The sequence below is a fragment of the Luteococcus struthionis genome, from assembly GCF_048595755.1.
Classification (GTDB): domain Bacteria; phylum Actinomycetota; class Actinomycetes; order Propionibacteriales; family Propionibacteriaceae; genus Luteococcus.
Genome location: NZ_CP184360.1, coordinates 541,381 through 565,928, shown reverse-complemented (window position 1 = coordinate 565,928; position 24,548 = coordinate 541,381). Strand labels below are relative to the sequence as shown.

The window sequence follows — 24,548 nt, the reverse complement described above, 5'->3', positions numbered from 1 at the left end:
TTCTGGCACCCGACGACACCGGGCCTTGGGTTGCAACTTCGACGTGCGCAGTCATCCACGCACGTGCTGCAAACGGATGCACGCGGTGCAGCACGTGCGCCTGTCGTTTCGACGTGCGGCGACGACCGCGCACGTCGAAGTCACGGGCGCGTCGAGTCACGGGACAGCACGACGGCCTCGCAATGGCGAGGCAACGAACTGCAACACCGGGAGTTCACCTGCGATTCATGGTGCTCTGGTTCTTGACAACGCCAGCCCGGTCCGCCAGCCGGTGGCAGCGAATCTGAGATACGGCCCACAGTGAGGTGTGCACCATGTCAACAAGTGCAGTCAGTTCCCCGCAAGGAGATCCGGGAGTCCTGAAGGGCAAGCGACCCTTCGGGATGCGTGACCGCGTCGGCTACATGTTCGGTGACTTCGGCAACGACTTCACCTTCATCCTGCAGATGCTGTTCTTCATGCTCTTCTACACCAAGGTGGTCGGCATCAACCCGGCCCACGTTGGTCTGCTGTTCGGGGCGGCACGCCTGATCGATGCCTTCACCGACGTCGGCATGGGACGCCTGGTGGACACCGCCAAGCCCACTCGGGCCGGCAAGTTCCGTCCGTGGATCGCGCGAGGCGCCATCCCGGTGGCACTCGCCTCGGCGCTGATGTACCAGAGCTTCATTGCCGGTTGGGACTCCTATGGAGCCCGTCTGGCCTGGATGTGCGTGACCTATGTGATCTGGGGCTCGATCACCTACACCATGATCAACATCCCCTACGGTTCGATGGCTTCGGTCATCTCGCCCTTCCCCAAGCACCGTGCCGAGCTGTCGGTCTGGCGTTCCACCGGAGCCCAGCTGGCCATCCTGGCCCTCTCCGTGGGCCTGCCCTACATCGTCTACGTGGAGGCCGACGGCCAGGCCACGCTGAGTGGTTCGCGGATGACGATGGCCGCCATCGTGTGCTCCGTCATCGCCGTGGTCTGGTATGCCCTGTGCTATCTGCTGGTCACCGAACGTGTCGAGGTGCCGGCGAAGGTCTCCGGCGAGAGCATGAGCTTCGGCCAGCTCTTCGGCTCGCTGGTCAAGAGCCGCGCCCTGATGGGCATCGTGCTGGCCGCCCTGCTGTTGCTCATCAGCAACTTCCTGGTCAGCGGCATGCTCGGCTACCTGATGCTCGACTACTTCAATGACCGCAGCCTGCAGTCGGTGGCCCAGTTCGCCGCCCTGCTGCCCGCCTTCAGCCTGATCCTGCTGGCTCCCTGGCTCGGCACCAAGTTCGGCAAGCGGGAGACCGGCGTGGCCTCCATGCTGATCGGTGGCCTGGTGATGATCGGCACCTACTTCCTGAACCTGCAGGGAGCCCCCAAGACGTGGGTCGTGCTCTACGCCATCGCGCAGTTCTGCATCTCCATCTTCAACTTCCTGGTCTGGGCCTTCATCACCGACGTCATCGACGCCGAGGAGGTTCGTACCGGCGAGCGCAATGACGGCACCATCTACGCCGTCTACTCCTGGGCCCGCAAGATGGGCCAGGCCGCGGCCGGCCTGCTCACCGGCGTGCTGCTGTCTGCCGTGGGCTACCAGTCCGGCAAGGCCGGCGAGACCATCGTGCAGTCGCAGGAGACGCTGAACGGCATTTGGATGTTCTCCACCCTGATCCCCGGCCTGATGCTGGTGGCAGTCGCACTGGCGCTGCAGTTCGTCTACCCGCTGAGCAAGAAGGTCGTCGAGCAGAACGTCGCCTTCCTGCAGGCCAAGCGTGAGAAGCAGGAGGCCGAAAGCCTCGCCTGATCCGCTGTAGGAGTTCCGGCCCCCGCACCCAGTTCCAGGGTGCGGGGGCCGCTCGTCGTCAGGGCGTGCGGGTGGTCACCACCGCCAGGCGACGCCGTGGGCTCCGGCGCGGGCACTGGGCACGACGCTCTGGATGATGCCGGCGCAGATCGGCAGGGCAGTGCCGTCGCCCTGGTGCTCCGGGGCGGGCTCCGGAAGGTTTCCGTGGGCGCCCTTGCCGCGGTAGTAGTAGGACGCTTCACGCGGCGGATCGCCCTGGAATTCGATCGTCGAGACGTGGTGGTCATGGCGGTTGGCCAGGGATCGTTCCCACCGGAAGCTGCGCTGCGTGCTCGTGTCGCAGTCGATGCGGTAGCTGTGCAGCGACGGTTCACCCCGGCTGAGCGTGCGGTGCAGTTCCATTCGGGCCACCACGAGCTGGTGCTCGGGCACCTGGATCTGGTCGGCGACCACACAGTTGGTCACCGCGGAGATCGCCGGCCTGGCCGGGGCGGAGGAGTCCTGGAAATAGATGGCCGGGAAGCAACGCACGTCGTCGATCTGACTGTGCACCAACTGGGTTGCCGTGATGCTCAGCTCCTGGCCGTCGGCCCCGATGAGCACGTGGTCGTGGTTGACCACGCCGCGCCAGCGCACCAAGGACAGTCCCAGTTCCTCCATGCATTCCAACAGCAGCTCGCTCTTGGGGTTGATCTCCCACGGGCGGACGGAACGCTCGGCGGTCTGGGGCAGCAGCTCGGCCAGGTGGCCGGTGGGCATCCCGAAGAGCCGTTCGAGTTGGGCGACGGCGCGCAGCGAGTTCTCCCGGCGCGGCACGCTGCGCCCGGTCTGCCAGTAGCTCAGGCTGGCCGCCGCCACCGGGGTGCCGGCCTTGCGGAGCTCGTCCTGCACCTGCTCCAGGGTCATGCCACTGCGGCGCAGGGCCTGGGCCAGTTCCTCCGAGAAGCTCGTCGCCGATCCGGAAGGTGGGAAGGCCGGGTGGGTCATGGCCCCATACTGCCTTGCTTCAAGAGCCGGGAGGTATCGCGCCGGCGAACCCGGCGTGGCCGATCCTCGGGGTCAGGCCAGGGAACCGTACGCCCACGCCACCCGTGGGCGCCCCCACCCAACTAGGCTGGAGGCATGCAGACTCCGGTTGATCCCACGTCCACGGCCGCCTGGGCCGAACTGACCAAGCTCCATGAGGGGTTCACCCCCGACCTCAAGGGCGCCTTCGCGTCTGATCCCGACCGTGCCAAGCGATTCACCTTCGACGCGGCAGACCTGCACGTCGACCTGTCCAAGAACTTCCTCGACGACGACGTCAAGGCCGCCCTGCTGAAGCTGGCAGAGGAGGTCAACCTGCCGCAGATGCGCGAGGCCATGTTCACCGGTGAGCACATCAACGTCACCGAGGACCGTGCCGTGCTGCACACCGCGCTGCGCCTGCCCACGGGCGACGAGCTGACCGTCGACGGCCAGGACGTCGTCGCCGACGTGCACGAGGTGCTGGACCGGATCTACGCATGGGCCGAGAAGATCCGCAGCGGCGAGTGGAAGGGCGTCACCGGCAAGCCGATCACCACCGTGGTCAACATCGGCATCGGCGGCTCCGACCTGGGTCCCGTCATGGTCTACGAGGCCCTCAAGCCCTACAAGACCGGCCCGGACGCCCGCTTCATCTCCAACATCGACCCCAACGACTGCGCCGAGAAGGTCGCCGACCTGGACCCCGAGCAGACGCTGTTCATCGTCGCCTCCAAGACCTTCACCACCTTGGAGACCCTCACCAATGCCCGCATGGCGCGCGACTGGCTGCTGACCAAGCTGAAGGAGTCCGGTGCGATCGACGGTTCCGAGGAGCAGTCCAAGGACGCCATCGCCAAGCACTTCGTCGCCGTCTCCACCGCCCTGGACAAGGTGGAGGCCTTCGGCATCGACCCGGCCAATGCCTTCGGCTTCTGGAACTGGGTGGGCGGCCGTTACTCGGTGAGCTCGGCCGTGGGCACCGCGGTGATCGTGGCCATCGGCAAGGAGAACTGGCAGGACTTCCTGGCCGGCATGCACGCCATGGACATCCACTTCCGTGAGATGCCGGCGGAGCAGAACGTCCCGCTGCTGATGGGCCTGCTGAACGTCTGGTACACCAACTTCTTCAAGGCCGAGAGCCATGCCGTGCTGCCCTACGCGCAGTATCTGCACCGCTTTGCCGCCTACCTGCAGCAGCTCACCATGGAGTCCAATGGCAAGAGCGTCCGCTGGGACGGCACCCCGGTCACCACCGGCACCGGCGAGATCTTCTGGGGGGAGCCCGGCACCAATGGCCAGCACGCCTTCTACCAGCTGATCCACCAGGGCACGAAGCTGATCCCGGCCGACTTCATCGCCGTCGCCAACCCGGCGCACCCGACGAAGGACGGCGACGTGGACGTGCACGAGCTCTTCCTGAGCAACTTCTTCGCCCAGACCGCGGCGCTGGCCTTCGGCAAGACCGCCGACGAGGTCCGGGCCGAGGGCACGGCCGAGCACATCATCCCGGCCCGCGTCTTTGCCGGCAACAAGCCCACGACCTCGATCATGGCTCCGGCCCTGACCCCGGCCGTGGTCGGACAGCTGATCGCGCTGTACGAGCACATCACCTTTGTGCAGGGCATCGTCTGGGGCATCGACTCCTTCGACCAGTGGGGCGTGGAGCTGGGCAAGCAGCTGGCGCTGAAGATCGCTCCCGCGGTGCAGGGCGACGAACAGGCCAAGAAGGCCCAGGACTCCTCGACGCAGGCACTGATCGACTACTACTTGGCCGAGCGCCAGAAGTGATCCCTGCCGTCCCCGAGGCGGCACCCGGCCCCTGAGGTGTCACCCGATCCCTGAGCCTGTCGAAGGGACCACGCACGCCCCGTCCTCCCACCGAACTGGCCCGCAGTTCGACGCGGAGGGCGGGGCGTCCTGTCTGGTTGAGCTGTCTGGTGCAGCTGTGTGGTCGAGGGGTCGGATTCCCGCGCCAGAGGGGCTGGCTAGGCTGGAGCAGCGCACCAGGTTGGTGCGTCGAAGCACCAGGGGAAGACCATGAGCGACGCCTACAGCCTGCCCGCCCTCACCGATCCCGCCAGCATCCCCACCGGGGACATGCCCGGTGACAAGGTGCAGATCGACGAGGGCCACCTCGCCAAGGCCGAGGTCATCATGGCCAGCCTGTGGCCCATGCTGCAGACGAGCCTGGCGGCATCACCACACCACCGCACCGTGATCAGCGTGCACGGCGGATCGGGTGTCGGAAAGTCGGAGACCGCCTCGGTGCTGGCCGCCTTCCTGCGCCACAACGGGCTGGGCGCCTACGTGATGAGTGGCGACAACTATCCCCGTCGCATTCCCCGCGACAATGACGCCGAGCGCCTGCGCACCTTCCGCAGCGAGGGTCTTAAGGCGTTGGTGGCCTCCGGAGGCTACGACGAGCAGGCCAAGCAGGCGCTGGCCGAACTGCAGGCCACCGATCGCGACGCAGACCCGGCCGAGTGCGCGCAGCACCCATGGCTGGCCGCCTACCAGAAGGGCGGCGCCGCTGCGCTCGAGCAGTACCTGGGCAGCAGCCAGGAGATCGACTTCGACGAGGTCAGCGCCATCCTGCAGGCCTTCCACGACGGTGCGGAGAGCCTCCATCTCAAGCGGATGGGCCGCGAGCTCGACCAGCTCTGGTACGACGACGTCGACGTCCGCGACGTGCAGGTCCTGGTCATCGAGTGGACCCACGGCAATTCCGGGAACCTGCGTGGTGTCGACATCCCGATCCTGCTGAACTCGACCCCGGAGGAGACCCTCGCGCACCGGCGCTCCCGGGCTCGCGACGGCGCCACCGACAGCCCCTTCACCACCATGGTGCTGGGCATCGAGCAGGCCCACCTGCACGAGCAGGCGCACCGGGCCAAGATCATCGTCAACAAGGCCGGGCAGGTCATCAGCCACGCCGAATACCTCGAGAGCATGGGGGCACACCTGCCGGAGTCCGGCGCCATGGTGAACCTCTACCCCGACAGCCTCGGCGGCACCATGGGCGACGTCGTCGACGCACTCACCCGCCCGGAGCTCGACGGCGCCTTCACCAGCGCCTACGTCTTGCCCAGCATCTTCAACACCGATCTGGACCGCGGTTTCTCGGTGATCGACTACGAACTCAGCCAGGTGTACGCACGTCCGGGTGACTTGGAGGCGCTGCGGGCGGCTGGGATCAAGTTGAAGTTCGACTTCATCCTCAACCACGCCTCGGTGCTCTCGCCCCAGTTCCAGGACTTGCTGGCCAAGGGTGCGCGCAGCGAGTACGCCGACTTCTTCATCGACTGGAACCAGTTCTGGGAGGGGCATGGCGAGATGACACCCGAGGGCTACGTCCAGCCCGATCCCGAGCTGATCAAGGACATGTTCTTCCGCAAGCCCGGCCTGCCCATCCTGATGGTCCGGATGCCCGACGGCAGCGAGAAGCCCTACTGGAACACCTTCTACCAGGAGGTGCGCTACACCGCCCCCGACGCACAGTCACTGATGCAGGTGGCCGGCGTGCAGTACCAGACCGCCGTTCGGCTGGCCGAGACGATCTCGTCGGCCCTCGACGAGGGGCTCACCCCCTCCGACATGGCCTTCGACCTGGGCGGCACCGTCAGCCTGGAACAGTGGCGGGCCGTCGTCGAGCACCTGGAGGCCGGGCGACGTTACCTGGGCCAGATGGATCTCAACATCAAGAGCCCCAAGGTCTGGGACTTCTACGCCGACGTGCTCGACAAGCTGGCCGGCTATGGCGCCGAGATCGTCCGGCTGGACGCCTTCGCCTACGCCCCCAAGGAGCCGGGGGAGAAGAACTTCCTCAACGACCCGGGCACCTGGGAGCTGCTGGACCAGGTGAACCAGCTGGCCACCGAGCGCGGGCTCAAGCTGCTGCCGGAGATCCACTCCCGCTACGAGGAGAAGATCCACGAGCTGATCAGCTCCAAGGGCTACCTCACCTACGACTTCTTCCTGCCCGGTCTGGTGATCGACGCCTTCGAGAGCCAGGACGCCGGCCACCTCAAGGCCTGGATCGCGGACATCCTGTCCAAGCAGCTGCGCACCGTGAACATGCTCGGCTGCCATGACGGCATCCCGCTGCTCGACCTCAAGGGGCTGCTGTCCGACGAGCAGATCGAGGCGCTGATCGAGACCGTCAAGGGTCGCGGCGGTTACGTGAAGGACCTGCACGGCGAGAAGAAGATGTACTACCAGGTCAACGCCACCTACTACTCGGCGCTGGGGGAGAGCGACGAGGCGATGCTGCTGGCCCGCGCGATCCAGCTCTTCATGCCCGGCAAGCCGCAGGTCTGGTACCTGGACCTGTTCGGCGGCACCAACGACCATGCCGCGGTCGAGCGCGCCGGAGCGGGCGGTCACAAGGAGATCAACCGCACCAACCTGACCGTTGAGCAGGTGCGTGAGGGGCTGCACCAGCCGCTGGTGCAGCGCCAGATCGAGCTGCTGCGCTTCCGCAACGGCTTCGGCGCCTTCGGCTGGGATGCCGAGTGCAGCGTCGCAGAGACGGCGGCGCACGAGCTGCGGATCACCTGGCGCAAGGACGGGCACGTCGCCGAGTTGGTGGCAGACCTGGCCACGAAGCAGTTCAGCATCACCGCCGACGGGCAGGCCATCTGATGGCGCGCCCCCGCTGGCAGCGCCTGGCAGCCGCCGGAGCCGGTGTGCTGCTGCTCACCGTCGGGGCGCCGTGGGCGCTGACCCGGGTGGCCTCGTGGGGGCGAGTGCACAATGTGCAGGAGTTCGTCGAGCAGGAGCACCATCCTCGGGTGGCCCTGGTGCTGGGCGCGCAGGTGCATCCCGACGGTCGCCCGTCGCGTTACCTGCGGGGACGGCTGGACACCGCCGCGGAGCTCTACCGACGCGGCCAGGTGGAGGTGCTGCTGGTCAGCGGCGACAACGGCATCGAGCACTACGACGAACCCACCGCCATGAAGCGCTACCTGGCCGAGGCCGGCATCCCGGAGCGCGATGTGGTGGTGGACTACGCCGGCTTCGACACCTATGACTCGTGCGTGCGCGCCAAGCAGATCTTCGGCGTCGACGAGCTGGTGGTGGTCAGTCAGGGCTACCACGTGCCCCGCGCAGTGACCACCTGCCGTTTGGTGGGCGTCGACGCGGTGGGAGTGGGCGACTGGAGCGTGCAGCGCATTGGACGCATGCAAGGGGTACCGCTGTTGTGGCGGCTGGGCTGGACCCGGTTCGCGGTGCGCGAGCTGCCCGCCAACATCAAGATGCTCTGGGACGTCGGCAGCCGTCGCACCCCGACGCTCGGCGACCCCGAGCCGGGCGTGCACGACGCCCTGGCCCAGCGCTAGCAAGCTGTCGTTTCGACGTGCGCAGTCATCCGCGCACGTCGCGGCGACGGGCGCACGTGTTGCAGCGCCTGCATGTGTCGGTTCGACGTGCGCTGATGACCGTGCACGTCGAAGTGACGGGTGCGACCCTCCCGAAGACAACCGTGCCGCCAGCCCGGGTGGGCTGGCGGCACGTCCAGTTGGGTGGAGCTGGTTGTAGGGGATCCCTGCCGGGATCAAGGGCCCTCGGAGGGCCGGGCGGCGTCAGTAGGCGCCGTCGGAGGCGAAGACGGCCTTGACCGTCATCGCCAAGATGGTGAGGTCCTGGGTCATCGACCAGTTGTCGACGTAGTACAGGTCCAGGCGCACGGTGTCGTCCCAGCTCAGGTTGGAGCGGCCGGAGACCTGCCACAGGCCGGTCATGCCGGGGCGCACCTCCAGACGACGGTTGACGTGCGGGGCGTAGAGCGCGACCTCCTTGGGCAGCGCGGGGCGCGGACCGATGAGCGACATGTCACCGCGCACCACATTCCACAGCTGCGGCAGCTCGTCGATGGAGTAGCGACGGATGAAGTGGCCCACCTTGGTGATGCGCGGGTCGTTCTCCATCTTGAACATGACGGCATTGGGGCCCTGGTTCTGCAGCGACTTCAGGATCTCCTCGGCATTGGTCACCATGGAGCGGAACTTCAGGCACTCGAAGTGTTCGCCATTCTTGCCGACGCGCACCTGCTTGAAGATGACCGGGCCGCGGTCGTTGAAGTAGATGGCCAGTGCGGTGGCGATCATGATCGGGCTGATCATGACGAGGATCAGGGAGGCCATGACCAGGTCGAAGGTGCGCTTCATCCAGCGCCCAGCCTGCTGCGTGGTCGGGGGTTCGACGAGCACCAGCGGCATGCCGGCCACGGGGCGCACCTGGATGCGCTGGCTGGCGATGTCGGTCAGCGCCGGGGCCACGACCATCTGGCACTGGTGCGATTCCAGCGCCCACGCCATGCGGCGGAAACCGCGGGAGGAGGGGAAGGCCCCGTCAGCGAAGATCACGATGTCGATGTCGCGCTGGTCGACGATCTCCAGGGCGTCGTCCACGGTGCCCAGCACCGGCATGTCCAGGTCTTCGCGGTTCGCGCCTTGGGGCAGCAGGGCGCCGACCAGGTAGTAACCCAGCCAGTTCTCGCGCTGGACGACCGACATGATCTCCTGGATGTTCTGCGGATTGCCGGCGAGCACCACGCGTCGGGTGAGCCAGTTGCGGCGGCGCAGGATGTGGATGATGCGACGGCAGATCCAGCGGGTCAGCACCAGCAGCGGGGTGCCGAAGGCGAACAGCAGGACGTAGAAGCCGCGCGAGAGGTCGAAACGCGTCAGGTAGCAGCAGATGCCGATGAAGGCGGCGGCCATCAGGCTGGAGTGCAGGACGCGGGAGTACTCATCGGTGCCGGCGCCCAGGTTCTTGTCCGAGTAGGCCCCGGCTCCCCACAGGCTGGCGATCCAGATGATCACCGCCAGTGGCCACAGCACCGAGACGCTGTAGTTCACCTCGGAGGCTCCCTGGAAGCCCGGCACGAAGTTTCGGAAGGCGAGCGCGATCAGCGTCGCGAAGAGGACGGTGACGATGTCGGTGGCCACCAGCAGCCATGGTGCGACGATCCGCGAGCGGTGTGTCATCCGCCGTGGAATCCGCAGCCTGCTGGGGCTGACGTTGTTCTTCAAAAGCATTGCTCCACCCCTGGAGTCGGGTGGCCGTCGCAAGAGGTGCACGTGGTGCCTGCACTTCTCACTTGACTCCCCCGAGTTCAAATTCGAATGACCTGGTCAGGATGCCCCTGGCCGGGTCTTGTTGGGATGCACGCAGAACCCCTCCGCGTGCTCCCCCGAGACAACATGGCGAGTCTAACCAGACCGGGGCTCCGACGCATTGTGGTGGAGTTTTCCACCGCCCGTCGCAATCCCTTCCCTGCAAGGGGATAGCCCTACTCAGCAGGGCTTCCGGAGCTCCTGAGAGGGCGCTGAACGGCACGCTGTGAAGTGCGTGCCGTTCAGCATTCCCACAGGGATTGGTCTGGAGTTCTCCAGTTCGTCACCAGGTGGACACGCCCCGGCCCATGCCGCGGTAGTCCCAGCCCGCGTCAGACCAGGCCTGGGGATCCAGCACATTGCGGCCGTCGATGACGTGGGCCTCGCGCACCCGGGGGCGCAGCTCTGCCGGGTCCAGCTCGGTGAAGTCCTTCCACTCCGTGAGCACCATCAGCAGGTCGGAGTTCTTCACGGCCTGCTCGACGGTGTCGACGACGTGCAGGTCGGGCCGGGCCTTGCGCAGGTTGTCACCCGCGGCAGGGTCGGTGATGACCACATCGGCGCCCCGCGCCCACAGCCGGGTGGCGATGTCGAGGGCGGGGGAGTCGCGCAGGTCGTCGGAATTGGGCTTGAAGGCGGCGCCCAGCACGGCGATCTTGCGGCCCACCAGACGGCCTCCGAACAGGTCGGCGGCCATCTCGACGGCGGTCTCGCGGCGGCGCAGGTTGATGGCGTCCACCTCACGCAGGAAGGTGAGGGTCTGATCGACGCCCAGCTCGCCGGCGCGGGCCATGAAGGCACGGATGTCCTTGGGGAGGCAGCCGCCGCCGAAGCCGATGCCTGCGCGCAGGAACTTCTTGCCGATCCGGTCGTCGTGGCCGATGGCCTCGGCCAGCTTGGTGACGTCACCGCCGGTCGCATCGCACAGCTCCGCCATCGCGTTGATGAAGCTGATCTTCGTGGCCAGGAAGGAGTTGGCAGCCACCTTGACCAGCTCTGCGGTGGGGTAGTTGGTGAGCAGCCGCGGGATCTGCTCCTCCAGCAGCTGGGCATAGCAGCGGTCGAGCATCTCGCGGATGACCTCGCCCTCTTCGCGGTCCTCCGGCAGGCCGTAGACGATGCGGTCGGGGTGCAGGGTGTCCTGCACGGCGAAGCCCTCGCGCAGGAACTCGGGATTCCAGGCAACCAGGATGTTCTTGCCCGAGGCGGCGGCGCGCTCGGCGATTCCCGCGGCGGTGCCGACGGGCACGGTGGACTTGCCGGCGATCAGGACGGGCTGGTCGGGGCTGGTGTTGGCGTGGGTGAGAACGGAGTCGACCGCGGCGTCGACGTAGGTCATGTCGGCGGCGTAACGGCCCTGCATCTGCGGGGTGCCGACGCCGATGAAGTGGATCTCACAATCGGCGATCTGCGAGGCATCGGTGGTGAAGTGCAGACGGCCCGACTCGACCGCACGAGCCAGGACCTCGGGGAAGCCCGGCTCGTGGAAGGGACTTTCACCCCGAGACAGCTTCTCGACCTTCGCCGCGTCGACGTCGACGCCGATGACCTCGTGACCCAGCTCGGCCATGCACGCGGCGTGCACGGCGCCCAGGTAACCGCAACCAATCGTGGAGATACGCATGGAGGTCACACTAATGCGCGCGGGTGAAGCGAATATGAAATTTCTGGCCGATGTTCGGGCATGTTCATCCGGCCGTCAGCTGACAGTGATGCGGGGGTGGACACCACGCCGGTGTCCACCCCCGCATCAAGGCCTTTGCAGGCTGTGGAATCAGAAGTCGGCGGTGTCGGGATTGCCGCCCAGACGGTTGCCCTCGTCGAGCGCGTTGATGGCATCCATCTGTTCACCGGTGAGCTCGAAGCCGAAGACGTCGAAGTTGCTGGCGATCCGCTCGGGGGTGACCGACTTGGGGATCACCACATTGCCCAGCTGCAGGTGCCAGCGGATGATGGCCTGGGCCGGGGAGACGCCGTGCTCGTCGGCGATGCGAGCGATGACCTCGTGCTGCAGGTCCTTGCTCTGGCCCAGCGGGCTCCAGGCCTCGGTGGCGATGCCACGCTCGGCCAGCACGCTGCGCAGCTCGCTCTGCTGGAAGGTGGGGTGCAGTTCCACCTGGTCGATCACCGGCTTGGCGCCCTCCAGCGCCGAGAGGTGCTGCTCGTGGAAATTGCTGACGCCGATGCTGGTGGCCAGGCCCTCGGCCTGGAATTCCTGCATCGCATTCCACGCCTCGATGTAGGCGTCGCCGTACTTGACGGTGGCGGGCCAGTGGATCAGGTACAGGTCGACGTGGTCGAGCCCCAGCTTCTCCAGGCTCGTCTCGATCGCCTTGCGGGCGTCGGCGGCCTTGTGGGCGTCATTCCACAGCTTGGTGGTGATGAACAGATCCTCGCGGGCGATGCCGGAATTGGCGATGGCCTTGCCGACGCCCTCCTCGTTGCCGTAGATGGCCGCGGTGTCAATGTGGCGGTAACCCACCTCGAGGGCCTTCTCGACGGCGGGGGTGGCCTGGTCGTTCTCCACCTGCCAGACGCCGAATCCCAGCTGGGGGATCTGCTTGCCGTCATGGAAGGTGATCTGGGGGACACTCATGGCTTCTCCTTCTGTTCAAGGCGCGACGCGGGCCGCACCCTCATTCGGTCCAGGGCTCACTCGACGATCTTGCGCGCTGCGAGCCACTGCTTCGCGATGACCGCGGAGCTCTGTTCCTTTTCCACGCTCAGCCTATTGAGTTCGATCAACTCGGCGGTCGTGAGGTGCTGGTTGACCAGCGTCACCACCGAGGCGGCATCGGCACCCACCCGGCTGCTGGCGATCGGCACGACGTTCTGGGGCAGCACCAGGGCCTTCGGATCGGCCAGTGTCACCAGCTGCTCGGCCTTGATGGCGGGGCTGGCCGAATACACGTCGGCCACCTGCACCTTGCCGTCGGTGAGCGCCTTGATGGTGAGCGGGCCACCCGAATCCTCCACCGGAAGGACCGTCGCATCGACGCCGTAGACCCGCTTGAGCCCCGCCGGACCGTAGGGGCGCTTGCTGATCTCGGAATTGGCCGCGATCTTGACGGTGCCCAGCTTGGCCAGGTCGGAAATCTGCTTGAGCCCATGGGTGCGGGCCATCTCTGCGGTGACGGTGAAGGAGTCCTGGTCGGTGGCCTCGGCCGGCTCCAGGGCCATCAGGCCGTCGGGCAGGTCGCTGCGCAGGCCGGTCATGATCTGCTCGGTGGTGCGAGCGGTGGAATCCTTGCTGTAGTACTGCAGCAGCGCACCGGCGTATTCGGGCATCAGGTCGATGCGGCCCGACTGCAATTCGGGCAGGTAGATCTCTCGCTGGCCGATCTGGTAGCTGCGCTCGATCGTCCACCCGCGCGACTCCAGGGCCTGGGCGTACAGCTCGGCGATGATCTCGTTGGAGTAGTACTGCTGGGATCCCACCACCAGGGTGCGGGAGGCCGGGCCGGCGTCACCACCCTTGCTGGTGCCCAGCGGATCGCTGCTGGCACAACCGCTCACCAGCACGAGGCCCATCAGCAGGGCGAGGATCTTCCTGGTCATTGGATCTCCCGGGGGTTGAGGCTCGAGGAGCGCCACTGGAGCAGCCGCTCGGCAAGTTCGAAGGCCAGCTCGAGGGCGATGGCCAGCGCCAGCACCAGCAGCGAGGCCGCAAGCATCTGGGGGTAGTCCTGGGTCTTGAGCCCCAGGAAGAGGTCACGGCCAAGCCCACCGGCCCCCACATAGGCGGCCAGGGTTGCGGTGGAGACCACCTGCAGGGTGGCCGAGCGAAGGCCGCCCAACAGGAGTGGCAGGCCGAGCGGTGCCTCCACCTGGCCCAGCACCTGCCATTCGGTCATTCCCTGGGCGCGGGCCGCATCCACCGTGGTTGCGTTGACCGATTCGATGCCGGAATAGGCGCCGGCCAGCACCGAGGGGATCGCCAGCAGTACCAGCGCGATCAGGGGTGCGGCCAGTCCCACCCCGAGCCAGAGCCCGAAGAGGGTGACCAGGCCCAGGCTGGGCAGGGCGCGGGCGCCACCCGACAGGCCGACGGCCAGGTTGCGGCCGCGTCCGGTGTGACCCACCAGGTAGCCGATCGGGATCGCCACCAGGCTGGCCAGCAGCACCGCCAGCAGGGAGTAGCCGAGGTGTTCTGCCAGGTGCACCGGCCAGCTCTCGGGGCCCCGCAGGTTGGCGGGATCGACGATCCAGGCCAGGGCTTCGCGGACGAAGTTCATACGGCGCTCCCGCCCTGCGCGGAGGCCGTTCGGGCCCAGGGCAGGAGCAGCCAGCCCGCCGCCTGAAGCGCCACGTCGAGCAGCCAGGCCAGCACCGCGGTCGCCACGATGCCGGTGACCACCTGGGCATGGATCCCGCGCTGGAAACCTTCCGTGAAGAGCTGTCCCAGGCTGGAGACGCCCAGCAGGGCGCTGACTGTCACCAGGCTGACCGTACTCACGGCCACCACCCGCAGACCGGCAAGCAGTGCCGGGCCGGCCAGTGGCAGTTCGACGGTGAAGAAGCGACGCAGCGCGCCGTAGCCCATCGCGGTGGCCGACAGCCGGGGGCCCTCGCCCACCGCGTCCAGGCCGTCGGTGGCGGAGCGCACCATCAGGGCAAAGCCGTACAGGGTGAGGGCAGCCACCACATTCCAGCGGTCACGCACCGTGGTGCCGATCACCATGGGCAGCACCACGAACAAGGGCAAGGACGGGATGGCGTAGACCAGCCCGCTCAGCGCCACCAGCAGTGCCCGACCCGGCCGCCAACGGTGGGCCAGCCAGGCCACGGGCAGCGCCAGCAGCAGGCTGAGCAGGACGGCGGGCAGGGTCATCAGCAGGTGGCTCCAAGTCAGCTGCGCCACCAGCGGGAGGTTCTCGGAGAGCCAGGTCATGCGCCGGGCCCGGCCTGGGAGGTGAGGCGGCCGGCGGGTCGCCCCAGTTGGTCCACCACCAGCGTGCCGTGCGGCCCCTCCACCAGGTGCAGGTCGAGCTCGCCGCGATCGAGCCCCAGGAAGGAGGCCACGAAGTCATCGGCCGGGTTGGCCACCAGCTCGGCGGGGGTTCCGGCCTGGGCGATCTGGCCGCCCTTCTTCAGCAACACGATCTGGTCACCCAGCGCGATGGCCTCGGAGATGTCGTGGGTGACGAACAGCACGGTCTTGTGCAGGTCGTCCTGGATGCGTCGCATCCACTGCTGCAGGTCGGATCGCACCAGGGGATCGACGGCGCCGAAGGGCTCGTCCATCAACAGGATGTTGGGATCGCTGGCCAGGGCACGGGCCACCCCGACGCGCTGCTGCTGCCCGCCGGACAGCTGCGAGGGCCAACGGCGTGCCATCGCCCGGTCGAGTCCCACCAGGTCCATCAGCTCCAGGGCGTCGTGGTGCGCCTTGCGTCGTGGCGTCCCGTTGAGGCGGGGCACGGTGGCGATGTTGTCCACCACCCGACGGTGGGGCAGCAGGCCGGAGTTCTGCATCACGTAGCCGATGCGACGGCGCAACTTGACCGGGTCGGTGCCGGAGATGTCCTCGTCGTCGATGAGCACGCGACCCTCGGTGGGGGTGACCATCCGGTTCACCATGCGCAGCAGCGTCGTCTTTCCCGAGCCTGACGACCCCACCAGCACCGTGGTGCGTCCGGTGGGGATCACCAGGCTGAAGTCTTCGACCGCCGTGGTGCCGTCGGGGTAGCGCTTGGTGACGCCGTCGAATTCGATACCCATGCCGCTTCCTTGCCTGCTGCCGACGCGAGGGTGCGTCGGCAGCATCGGTTGGCTGCTGTAGTCCATCCAACCCGTTCTGGCGCGTGGAAATTCCCCCACAAGGGGTGTGTTGTCACCTTTGGAGGGCCAGCTGGCGCGGTGCGAAGCCTGCACGCCGCGTGGAAGAATGAATCCATGTCTTCACTGCCCTCCCAGCTCACCGAACGGGTGATGTCCGTCACCGGCATCGATCCGGAGATGCGTCCCGCCACCAAGCCGCAGTTCGGCCACTTCCAGTCGAATGTCGCCATGCGTCTGGCCAAGACCGAGGGCAAGCCGCCGCGCGAGGTGGCGGCCGGCATCGTCGAGAAGCTGGAACTGGACGACCTGTGCGAGCCGCTGGAGATCGCTGGCCCTGGATTCATCAACTTCCGCATCAAGTCCGAGGTGCTGGCCAGCACCGCCTCCGAGCTGATGGCCGACCCGAACGTCGGCATCGTGCAGGCAGACCAGCCGCAGACCGTCGTGATCGACTACTCGGCCCCCAATGCCGCCAAGCAGATGCACGTGGGCCACTTGCGCAGCACCATCATCGGTGACTGCTTCAACCGGGTGCTGACCGCCCAGGGCCACACGGTCATCCCCCAGAACCACATCGGTGACTGGGGCCGACAGTTCGGCATGCTGGTGGAGCAGACCCTGGACGAGGGTCTCGACCCCGCCGAGCTCGACCTGGCCGGAGCCGAGGAGCTCTACAAGCGCGCCAATGCCCATCTCAAGGCCGACGAGGCCTTCGCCGATCGCGCCCGGGAGCGCGTGGTGAAGCTGCAGGCCGGCGACGAGCAGACCCTCAAGATCTGGCAGACGCTGGTGGACATCAGCAAGCGGGGCTTCGACGCCACCTACCGGCGGATGAACGTCTTGCTGCAGCCCAAGGACTATGCCGGCGAGAGCATGTACAACGCGATGCTGCCGAAGGTCTGCGATGACCTGGAGGCCCGGGGGATCGCCAAGGTGGACGCTGGCGCGCTGGCCGTCTTCGTCGACGGGTACGAGGCCCCCGCGATCATCCGCAATTCCCAGGGGGGTTACGGCTACGACGTCACCGACGTCGCGGCCCTGCGCTACCGCGTGGGCGAGCTGCATGCCAACCGACTCATCTACGTGGTGGGCTCGGAGCAGACGCACCACTTCAAGCTGATCTTCGGGGTCTGCCGCAAGGCCGGCTACCTGCCCGAGGAGGTGCGTGCCGAGCACGTCGGCTACGGCATGGTGCTGGGGACCGATGGCAAGAAGTTCTCCACCCGTGAGGGCACCGCGGTCCACCTGGACGATCTGCTGGACGAGGCGGAGGCGCAGGCCGCGCCGAACATTGCGCTGGCGGCCATCAAGTACGCCGACCTCAGCTCCGGCCTGCAGAAGGACTACACCTTCGATGCGGAGCGGATGACCGCCACCACCGGTGACACCGGGCCCTACCTGCAGTATGCGCACGCTCGCATCTGCCAGATCATGCGCAGGGCGGAAGCGGAACAGATCGTGGTGCCCGAGGCGATCTCCGTGCTGGACGAGCCGGCCGAGCAGCAGTTGGCGCTGCTGTTGAGCCGCTTCGGCGAGGTGGTGGCAGAAGTGGGCGAGAGCCTGCAGCCGCACAAGCTGTGCACTTACCTCTACGAGTTGGCCGGTGCGTACTCGAGCTTCTACGAGCAGTGCCCGGTGCTCAAGAGCGAGGGGGAGGTGCGTGCTTCGCGCCTGGCCCTGTGCCAGGCCACCCGTACCGTGCTGGACAAGGGACTGGGGCTGCTGGGCATCGACGCGCCCGAGCGCATGTGAGGCGGGTGCTGGCGGCTCTCACCGTCAGCACATCTGTGGCGGCTAACCTTGCGCCGTGATTCGTCGCAGTCAGTCCAAGGGGCCGGGGGGCCGCCGATCAAGCCTGCGGTGGGTGCTGGCTACCCTCACCGGGGTGGTCGTGCTCCTGCTGGCGCTGTTGATGCTCTTCGCCTGGCGGGTGGTCTACCGGCCCCACTACGACGCAGTGCCCGACGAACCGGTGGATGCGCTGCTGGTGCTGGGGCCGCTGGAGCCGTGGCGCTTGGAGCTGGCCGAACAGTGGATGCAGCAGGGCAAGGCGCGAAACCTGGTGCTGTCGACGCCCACGCTGCCCCAGGACGCCGTGCACTGCGAACCGCCCCACGAGTGGCCCACCTACTGTTTTCCCCCGGAACCATCGACCACCCGGGGTGAGGCAGTCGGGCTGAAGCGGTTGGCCGAGGAGCACGGTTGGCAGAGCATGGCCGTGCTGACCATTGACTTCCATGCGGCGCGTACCCGGTTCATCTTCGAACGCTGCCTGGGGCACCCGGTGCCCGTGGTGGGACGTCATCTCGAAATCCCCCAGCGGTTCCTGCGCTACCACGTGGCCTACCAACTGGGTGGCTTCGCGAAGGAGATCGCACTCGGGTCATGCGAGCCCTGAGCGCAGCCGTGCCCCGCAACCGTCGGGCTGCGGGGCACGCTTCGGTGGGTCAGCGGGCGCGTTCTGCGGCCAGCCAGGCTGCGCCGATGATGCCGGCCTTGTTCTGCAATTGGGCGGGCACGATGGGGGTCTCCAGGTCGAGCAGGGGCAGGAACTTCTCGTGCTTCTTGCTCACACCACCGCCGACGACGAACAGGTCCGGCCAGAACAGCATCTGCATCGTCTCGTAGTAGCGCTGCAGACGCTTGGCCCACTCCTTCCAGGAGAGGTCCTCGTTCTCCTTCACGCTCATCGCGGCGCGGCTCTCGGCGTCGTGGCCGTCCACCTCGATGTGGCCCAGTTCCGTATTGGGCAGCATCACTCCGTCGTTGATCACGGCGGTGCCGATGCCGGTGCCCAAGGTGGTGAGGATCACGATTCCCTCGGTGCCCTTTGCGGCGCCGAACTGCACCTCGGCCAGCCCCGCCGCGTCCGCATCGTTGACGAGGGTGACCGAGCGGCCGAGCTCGTCGGAGAAGAACTTCTCTGCGGCGAGGCCCTCCCAGCTGTCGTCCAGGTTTGCCATCATCGGGATCTTGCCGTGACGCACCGGGGCGGGCACGGTGATGCCGATGGGGGATTCCTTGTCGAGTGAGCCGGAGAAGTGGTCGATGATCTCGCCCACCACTCGAACCACATTCTTGGGGGTGGACTTGGACGGCGTCGCGATGCGGTGACGGTCGGCGGCGAAATCGCCCTTCGTCAGGTCCACGGGGGCGCCCTTGACGCCCGATCCCCCGATGTCGATGCCCAGCACAGTGCTCATTGCTCCAGTCTAGGGGCAGGGCGCACCCCGCTTGAGCCACGCCGGGCAGCGCGAACCGTCTGGCTGCAGCCTCAACGCCCTGCGTTGGGGGAGGGCTCCTCGACCACCTCGACGGGGGCGGCATTCGTCGCGAAGGCGGCGTCCACCTCGTCCAGGCTCCTCGGAACAGCGCCTTGGTTCCTCTCGTCCAGCACGTACTCCACCGAGGGGGTCCGGATCGGCTCGGTGGGGGCCACCGCCTTGAGGCTGAAGCCCAGGTTGTAGAGCTCCTCGAAGTAGCGCTTGCTCTGCAGGCTCATCAGCGACTGCACCAGCAGCACGAAGAAGAGCACCGACGACCCGACGGCCATCCCGTGCCAGCCCAGGTGCCCGGTGGCGGTCAGCACCAGCGCCACCAGACCGAAGACCAGGGCCGGGATCAGCGGTACCCAGAAGGGGCGCCACAGGTAGCCATTGATGAGCTGCCGGTAGGTGGTCATCCGGCTGGTGGTGCTGGTCAGCGCCGAGCGGCTCACCCGCGTCTCAAGACCGGCCCAGTTCAGCGTCGCCGGGATCTCGATGATCCGGGCGCGCAGGATCTGCGCCTTGTAGATGATCTCCACCATGATGTCGGGCCCCTCGGCCTTCAGCGACATCGAACGGATGAAGGGACCGTCGTAGGCGCGCACCATGCCGGTGAGGGTCTTGATGTCGTGGTAGCTGGTGAAGTTCAGGAACTTGTTGGCAGCCTGGCTGCGCACCGCCAGCGGCTTGGGCACCCGCACCGAGGCGCCGCCCTCCATGTACGGGGAGGCGATCACGACGTGCGGATGGCTCTCTGCCCAGGCGTCGATCAGCCGCGAGATGTCATCGATCGAATAGCTCAGGTCGCAGTCGACCGCGAGGACCACGTCGCCATTGGACGCCTGGATCCCGGTGCGCATGCCGGCGCCCAGCCCCGCATTGCGTCGGTGGGACAAGATGCGTACCGGGGTCTGGATGGTGGCAGCGGCTCGAGTGGCCTCGCCCAGGGTGTCGTCATCGCTGCCGTCGTTGACGACGATGATCTCCCACGCGAAATCCGTCTTCTGCCGTGCCAGCTCGTCGAGCGCCCGCAAGGTGCTCCCCACGGTGCCCTCTTCACGGAAACACGGCAGTACGAACGAACCGGTGGCGCGGGTCTGCTGCGCTCCGATGCCTTGCACGGTGGTCATGCTGAATCCCCCAAGAAATCTGTGGGTCCCCCGGGACCCGTCGAACCAAACCTAGGCAGTGTCCGTGGCCTTCCGCAGGCTCCGGACGGCGGCTGAGAGCCAAACTTCAGCCGGTGGACAGGCGGTGTGTCGCAACGGTGCGAGTCATGCTGCCTCACGACGCACCAGATGGGCGGTGGCCAGCAGCGCCGCCCCCAGTCCTACCACGGCGAAGATCGCGGAACCCGGGCGTGGATGCTCCTGCATCAGCCACAGACCGACCGCGCCGGGCAACAGGGTCTCCACCAGGTACATCGGGCCCAGCACCGGGGTGGCGTCGTGGGCGGCCAGCCCACGAGTCATGTGGACCTGGCCCAGCACGATGCCGAGCCCGGTGAGGAGACCCACGATCCAGTTGGCCAAGGGCAACTGCCAGAAGAACCACAGCGGATGGGCCGCGTCACCGATCAGCAGACGCGCCCCGATGGCCCCGAAGGAGAAGCACAGCCCGGCGAGCAGACCGGCGCCCAAGGGACGGACGGGGAGGATGAGGCCCACCACGCCGAGCACGGCCAGAATGCCAAGCAGCACCATCAAGGTCATGCTGATCGGTACCGCTGGGCCCGGCAGGGTGGCGCTGGCCAGCAGGGCGAGCCCCACCAGCAATCCCGCCAAGGCTGTCCAGTCGCGGCTGGTCATGCGTTTGACTCCACGAACGTGCTGCAACAGGGCCGTGACACCCAGCCCCAGGCTGGCGGTGCTCTGCACGATCAGCAGGGGCAGGCTGCGGCGGGCGAACAGCGTCAGGAAGAAGCCTGCGGCCTGGAGGACCGTGCCGGTCCACCAGGTGCGGGAACGCAGCGCTCCACCCTCGTCGCGCGATCCACTGTGCAGCTGGGCTCCGGCAAAGCCGTAGGCCAGCACGCCCAGTAGCAGCGCCGTGGCGCTGAAGATCATGCCGAGTGCTCGTCGTCCGCGGTGCGCTCGGAAGGCCAGCGGCTGTTGATCTGCTCGACGATCCGGGCACTGACCTGCTCCGTGCGGTACGGGAAGTCACGCTGCGCCAGGTCTTCACGCCAGCGTTCAGCGTCCTCCCAGGCCTGCACCATCGCCGTCACCGGGTCATCGTCGCCCAGCAGGCGGCACCATCCGTCGAGCAGCTCGGGGCGCTCGGTGGAGTTGCGCACCACCAGCAGGGGCCGGCGGAACAGGCATGCCTCCTCCTGCACGCCACCCGAGTCGCTGATGAGCAGGCCGGCGCTCTGCTCCAGGGCCATGAACTCGCGCGGAGGCAGGGGCTCGGTCACCTGGATCTTGCCCAGCTCGTGCTTGATGTCCCAAGTGGCGATGTTCTTGCGCGTGTGGGGATGCAGTGGGAGCAGCACGGTGGTTCGTTCGGCGACGGCGGCGAGCCCGCGCAGCAGACTGACCAGCTTGTCCCGATCGTCGACGGTGCCGGCCCGGTGGATCGTCGAGAGCACGTACTGGTCTGCCTGCACCTTGTGGCGGCGCAGGATCCCGGCGCGTTCCTCGTCGTCGACGTCGAGCGTGGACAGCGCATCCGCCAGGGTGTTGCCGGTGAGCGAGATCCGCTCGTCCTGCACCCCTTCGCTGCGCAGCTGCTCCACATTGGCCTGCACCGGGGCGCAGCACAGCTGTGCCACCTGGTCCACCAGCACCCGGTTGATCTCCTCGGGCATGGTGCGGTCGTGGCTGCGCAGCCCGGCTTCCACGTGCACCACCGGGATGCCCAGCATGTTGGCGGCCAGTGCGCCGGCCAAGGTGGAGTTGGTGTCACCCTGGACCACGACGGCCCGCGCCGGGTGCTGCACCAGGTAGCGGGTGAGTTCCTGCAGGGCCAGCCCCACCTGCTCGCCGCGGGAGCGGCCCCCGATGGCGATGTGGTCGGTGACCGCGACGCCGGCCAGGTCGCTGAGCACCCGCCCCCACATGCTCTCGTCGTAGTGCTGACCGGTGTGGATCACCGCCGCGTCCTCGCCCAGCGCACGGATGATGCCGGCCAGCTTTATGGCCTCGGGGCGGGTGCCGAGCACCACCAGGACCTTGTTGTCGATGTGGCTCACTGCTGTCCTCAGTTCTGGGTCTGGGCGGGGTGGACCTCACGGCCGCGCGACAGCACGTCGGTGCTGCGCTCCTGCACCGGGATGCCCTTGATGCTCTCGGCGTGCTCGGCCAGGTTGACCAGGCGGTACTGCTTGCCGAAGGCCTCCAGGATGAAGTCGAGCATCTCGGTCTTCTTGCCCAGCGGCATGTTCATGCCGGGGAAGAATTCCAGGCCGGGCGCGTCCTTGCCGTCCAGCAGGTCGAGCGGGTGCAGCAGCAGGCTCGGCTGGGTGCCGGTGGCCTTGCAGAAGGCGAGGGCGGCCTTGATGTAGGCCTTGGCCACGGGCATCGAGTAACCCGAGAGGTAGATCACGTAGGAGGCGTGGATCGGCACCCGGGCCATCGGGAAGACGGTCACGGGAACCTCGGTGAGCTGCACGGCCGGGCGCGTCTTGCCGTCCACCTCACAGCAGGGAGCCTTCCAGGTGAAGGGCTTGTTGGGCAGCCCGGCATCCCACAGCGAGCCGAACAACGCCTTGCGATCCTCGCGCTCAGACTTGGTGAGGTCCTTGTTGGTGCGCAGGTAGTACTGGCGGGCCAGCGGACCGATCCAGGTGGCGAGCACCGAGCAGTCATAGTCGTAGTCCAGCTCCACCAGGGCGCGCATCAGGTCGGGGCTCATCGCGAAGCCGGGCGCGCGGAAGCCCCGGGGCTTCGGGGCGCCAGCGGCCTGGATGGCATCCTCGGTGCGCTTCAGCTCGTCGCGCAGCTGCTGCGGGCTGTACAGGTGCAGCCACGGCTCGTGCTCGTAGGAGTGGGAGCCGATCTCACAGCCGTACTCGGTGAGCGCCTGGACGAAGTCCGGGCCATCGGCCGCGGCGGCGTCGGCGCCGACGACGAAGACCGATGGCTTGATCTGGTGCTTGCCGAAGCTCTCGAGCATCCGCTCGGTGAGGATGGGCAGGTAGCTGGGGCGCTCCACCCAGTCGGCGTCACCGTGGGTGCGCTTGTAACTCCAGAAGTTGTCCGCGTCGAGTCCGACGCTTGCCAGCGGCTTGTTCATTTGGTTCCCCCGTTGATCTGCGCCAGGGCCTCGTTGGCCATGGCGAGGGAACCCTCGACGTTCAGGGTCCCCGTGGTGTTCTGTGCCGTGCTGACGACGTGGACGCCGGGCACGGAGGTTTCGTATCCCAGGGGTTTCCCCGCCCCTGGCAATGGAAGCGGCACGACGTGGCGTGCGCGGTTGATGCTGCTTGCCAGTACATCGAAGGTCTGGTCCGGGAAGCACTGTTGCAGACCGTCCAGCAGACGTTCTCTCAGCCGCTCGTCAGACTCGTCGAACCATTCGTCGTCGCTGGCGCAGTAGTGCGGCAGGTAGACCAGCTTGCCGCCGCCGGTGGCATCGTCGGCCATCAGGGCGTGCATGCCGATGACGCCGGTCAGGCCCAGGTCGTCGATCAGGTAGGTGATGTAGGAATCGTTGGGAGCGTGGTCCAGCACGAAGCTGCCGCACACCACACCCAGGTAGGGCGCATCGGTGAGCTGACGATGCTCCACGGCGCTGAGCTGGGGCAGCAGTCGCGACGCGACGGGCCCCGGCGCGGTGACGAAGACCCGATCGGCGGTGAGCGTGCGGCCGTCCTCCAACGTGACTGTCACGGCGCCGTCGGCGGAGTCGATCTCCGTGGCATTGGCGCCGGTGAGTACCTGGCCACCCAGCTTCTCGACTCGTTCCTGCATGGCGGCGAAGACCGGGCCATAGCCTTGCGGCAGGATGCCGAAGCGATCGCCGGCGCCCTTGAGGCGGGCCTGCACGAGGCGACGGAAGGTGCTGACCATGAAGGTGGCCGAGACCTTGTCTGCCTGGGTGCCGAGCTTGGCGCGCAGGATCGGGCCCCAGAAGGCGTCGAGAGCGGACTTGCCGGCGGTGCGACCCAGCCAGTTGATCGCCGTCATCCGGTCCGCGAACTTCATCGGCAGCGCCAGGGAGGCGGCGATCGAGGCGCCGATGCGCGCCCGGTCGCTGAGCTTCAGCATGGGCAGGGTGGCCATCTGGCCGAGGCTGCTGGCCGGGTACTGCTTGCCCTGCTCGATGATCTCCGCAGGGGCGCTGGTCCAGCGGATGGTGTCCTTCAGGCCCAGCTCGTCGAGCAGGCCGAGCACCAGCTCGTCGGACTCCAGGATGACGTGGTAGAACCGGTCCACCTCGAAGCTCTGGCCGTTGACGGTGAACGTCTCGGTGGCGGTCAGCCCGCCCAAGCCCGGGTTCTTGTCAATGAGGGTCACCTGGTGCCCCTGCTTGGCGCCCTGGAGCGCAAGGTGGCTGCCCGTGGCCCCTCCACCGACAATGATCCAGTTCTCGGTCATTCGTTCCCCCAAACGCGACGACTGCTGACTATGAGCCTATGCCAGCGGGGAACC

The 24,548-nt window shown here is 67.2% G+C and carries 20 protein-coding genes; 6 read left to right on the top strand and 14 right to left on the bottom strand.

Going from position 1 to position 24,548, the window contains the following annotated elements; all coding sequences use genetic code 11:
* Positions 1 to 314 precede the first annotated feature (314 nt).
* Positions 315 to 1,781 (top strand): MFS transporter, encoded by a 1,467-nt coding sequence (locus tag ACOAMO_RS02690; protein WP_420176059.1) that lies wholly within the window; start codon positions 315 to 317, stop codon positions 1,779 to 1,781.
* A 75-nt stretch (positions 1,782 to 1,856) separates the two neighbouring features.
* Here ACOAMO_RS02690 and ACOAMO_RS02685 read toward each other — a convergent pair whose 3' ends face one another.
* A complete protein-coding gene (locus ACOAMO_RS02685) occupies positions 1,857 to 2,768 on the bottom strand; it encodes a hypothetical protein (RefSeq protein ID WP_420176058.1) in 912 nt (303 codons plus the stop codon).
* A 135-nt stretch (positions 2,769 to 2,903) separates the two neighbouring features.
* Here ACOAMO_RS02685 and pgi point away from each other — a divergent pair, with 135 nt between their 5' ends.
* The 3 genes from pgi (at position 2,904) to ACOAMO_RS02670 (ending at position 8,128) form a co-directional block, all read left to right on the top strand.
* Positions 2,904 to 4,577 (top strand): glucose-6-phosphate isomerase, encoded by a 1,674-nt coding sequence (gene pgi / locus ACOAMO_RS02680; RefSeq protein ID WP_420176057.1) that lies wholly within the window; start codon positions 2,904 to 2,906, stop codon positions 4,575 to 4,577.
* A gap of 249 nt (positions 4,578 to 4,826) precedes the next feature.
* A complete protein-coding gene (locus ACOAMO_RS02675; RefSeq protein WP_420176056.1) occupies positions 4,827 to 7,430 on the top strand; it encodes a sucrose phosphorylase in 2,604 nt (867 codons plus the stop codon).
* On the top strand, positions 7,430 to 8,128 hold the full coding sequence (locus ACOAMO_RS02670) for a SanA/YdcF family protein (protein WP_420176055.1): 699 nt from the start codon (positions 7,430 to 7,432) through the stop codon (positions 8,126 to 8,128). The genes ACOAMO_RS02675 and ACOAMO_RS02670 overlap by 1 nt, the downstream gene beginning before the upstream one ends.
* Before the next feature lie 243 nt (positions 8,129 to 8,371).
* Here ACOAMO_RS02670 and ACOAMO_RS02665 read toward each other — a convergent pair whose 3' ends face one another.
* From ACOAMO_RS02665 to ACOAMO_RS02635, 7 genes are all read right to left on the bottom strand, one after another.
* Positions 8,372 to 9,829 (bottom strand): sugar transferase, encoded by a 1,458-nt coding sequence (locus ACOAMO_RS02665; protein WP_420176054.1) that lies wholly within the window; start codon positions 9,827 to 9,829, stop codon positions 8,372 to 8,374.
* Positions 9,830 to 10,190: 361 nt separating this feature from the next.
* Complete coding sequence (locus tag ACOAMO_RS02660) at positions 10,191 to 11,531, bottom strand: UDP-glucose dehydrogenase family protein (protein WP_420176053.1); 1,341 nt, start codon at positions 11,529 to 11,531, stop codon at positions 10,191 to 10,193.
* 150 nt (positions 11,532 to 11,681) lie between these two features.
* Positions 11,682 to 12,503, bottom strand: coding sequence for an aldo/keto reductase (locus ACOAMO_RS02655; RefSeq protein ID WP_420176052.1), 822 nt, complete (start codon positions 12,501 to 12,503; stop codon positions 11,682 to 11,684).
* Between the two features lie 56 nt (positions 12,504 to 12,559).
* The gene (locus ACOAMO_RS02650; RefSeq protein ID WP_420176051.1) at positions 12,560 to 13,465 is read right to left on the bottom strand and encodes an ABC transporter substrate-binding protein; all 906 of its coding nucleotides are present in this window, start codon (positions 13,463 to 13,465) and stop codon (positions 12,560 to 12,562) included.
* Positions 13,462 to 14,142 carry an ABC transporter permease gene (locus tag ACOAMO_RS02645; RefSeq protein ID WP_420176050.1) on the bottom strand — a complete coding sequence of 227 codons (681 nt, stop codon included), beginning with the start codon at positions 14,140 to 14,142 and terminating at the stop codon, positions 13,462 to 13,464. Before ACOAMO_RS02645 ends, ACOAMO_RS02650 begins: the two co-directional genes overlap by 4 nt.
* Positions 14,139 to 14,798 carry an ABC transporter permease gene (locus ACOAMO_RS02640; protein ID WP_420176049.1) on the bottom strand — a complete coding sequence of 220 codons (660 nt, stop codon included), beginning with the start codon at positions 14,796 to 14,798 and terminating at the stop codon, positions 14,139 to 14,141. Before ACOAMO_RS02640 ends, ACOAMO_RS02645 begins: the two co-directional genes overlap by 4 nt.
* Positions 14,795 to 15,628, bottom strand: coding sequence for an ABC transporter ATP-binding protein (locus tag ACOAMO_RS02635; RefSeq protein WP_420176048.1), 834 nt, complete (start codon positions 15,626 to 15,628; stop codon positions 14,795 to 14,797). Before ACOAMO_RS02635 ends, ACOAMO_RS02640 begins: the two co-directional genes overlap by 4 nt.
* 174 nt (positions 15,629 to 15,802) lie before the next feature.
* Between ACOAMO_RS02635 and argS the strand changes: the two genes are divergently transcribed.
* Complete coding sequence (argS, locus tag ACOAMO_RS02630; RefSeq protein ID WP_420176047.1) at positions 15,803 to 17,440, top strand: arginine--tRNA ligase; 1,638 nt, start codon at positions 15,803 to 15,805, stop codon at positions 17,438 to 17,440.
* Between the two features lie 112 nt (positions 17,441 to 17,552).
* Positions 17,553 to 18,086: a hypothetical protein gene (locus tag ACOAMO_RS02625; protein WP_420176046.1), complete on the top strand. Its 534-nt coding sequence runs from the start codon at positions 17,553 to 17,555 to the stop codon at positions 18,084 to 18,086.
* Between the two features lie 49 nt (positions 18,087 to 18,135).
* Here the strand turns inward: ACOAMO_RS02625 and ppgK are convergent, their stop codons facing one another.
* The 6 genes from ppgK to ACOAMO_RS02595 form a co-directional block, all read right to left on the bottom strand.
* Complete coding sequence (gene ppgK, locus ACOAMO_RS02620) at positions 18,136 to 18,891, bottom strand: polyphosphate--glucose phosphotransferase (protein WP_420176045.1); 756 nt, start codon at positions 18,889 to 18,891, stop codon at positions 18,136 to 18,138.
* A gap of 71 nt (positions 18,892 to 18,962) precedes the next feature.
* Entirely contained in the window at positions 18,963 to 20,084 is a 1,122-nt protein-coding gene (locus tag ACOAMO_RS02615; RefSeq protein ID WP_420176044.1) for a glycosyltransferase family 2 protein, read from the bottom strand.
* Positions 20,085 to 20,228: 144 nt separating this feature from the next.
* Entirely contained in the window at positions 20,229 to 21,020 is a 792-nt protein-coding gene (locus ACOAMO_RS02610; protein ID WP_420176043.1) for a hypothetical protein, read from the bottom strand.
* Positions 21,017 to 22,147 (bottom strand): non-hydrolyzing UDP-N-acetylglucosamine 2-epimerase, encoded by a 1,131-nt coding sequence (gene wecB, locus ACOAMO_RS02605; protein ID WP_420176042.1) that lies wholly within the window; start codon positions 22,145 to 22,147, stop codon positions 21,017 to 21,019. Before wecB ends, ACOAMO_RS02610 begins: the two co-directional genes overlap by 4 nt.
* Positions 22,148 to 22,155: 8 nt before the next feature.
* Positions 22,156 to 23,190 (bottom strand): polysaccharide deacetylase family protein, encoded by a 1,035-nt coding sequence (locus ACOAMO_RS02600; protein ID WP_420176041.1) that lies wholly within the window; start codon positions 23,188 to 23,190, stop codon positions 22,156 to 22,158.
* Complete coding sequence (locus tag ACOAMO_RS02595; RefSeq protein ID WP_420176040.1) at positions 23,187 to 24,494, bottom strand: FAD-dependent oxidoreductase; 1,308 nt, start codon at positions 24,492 to 24,494, stop codon at positions 23,187 to 23,189. Before ACOAMO_RS02595 ends, ACOAMO_RS02600 begins: the two co-directional genes overlap by 4 nt.
* Positions 24,495 to 24,548 lie beyond the last annotated feature (54 nt).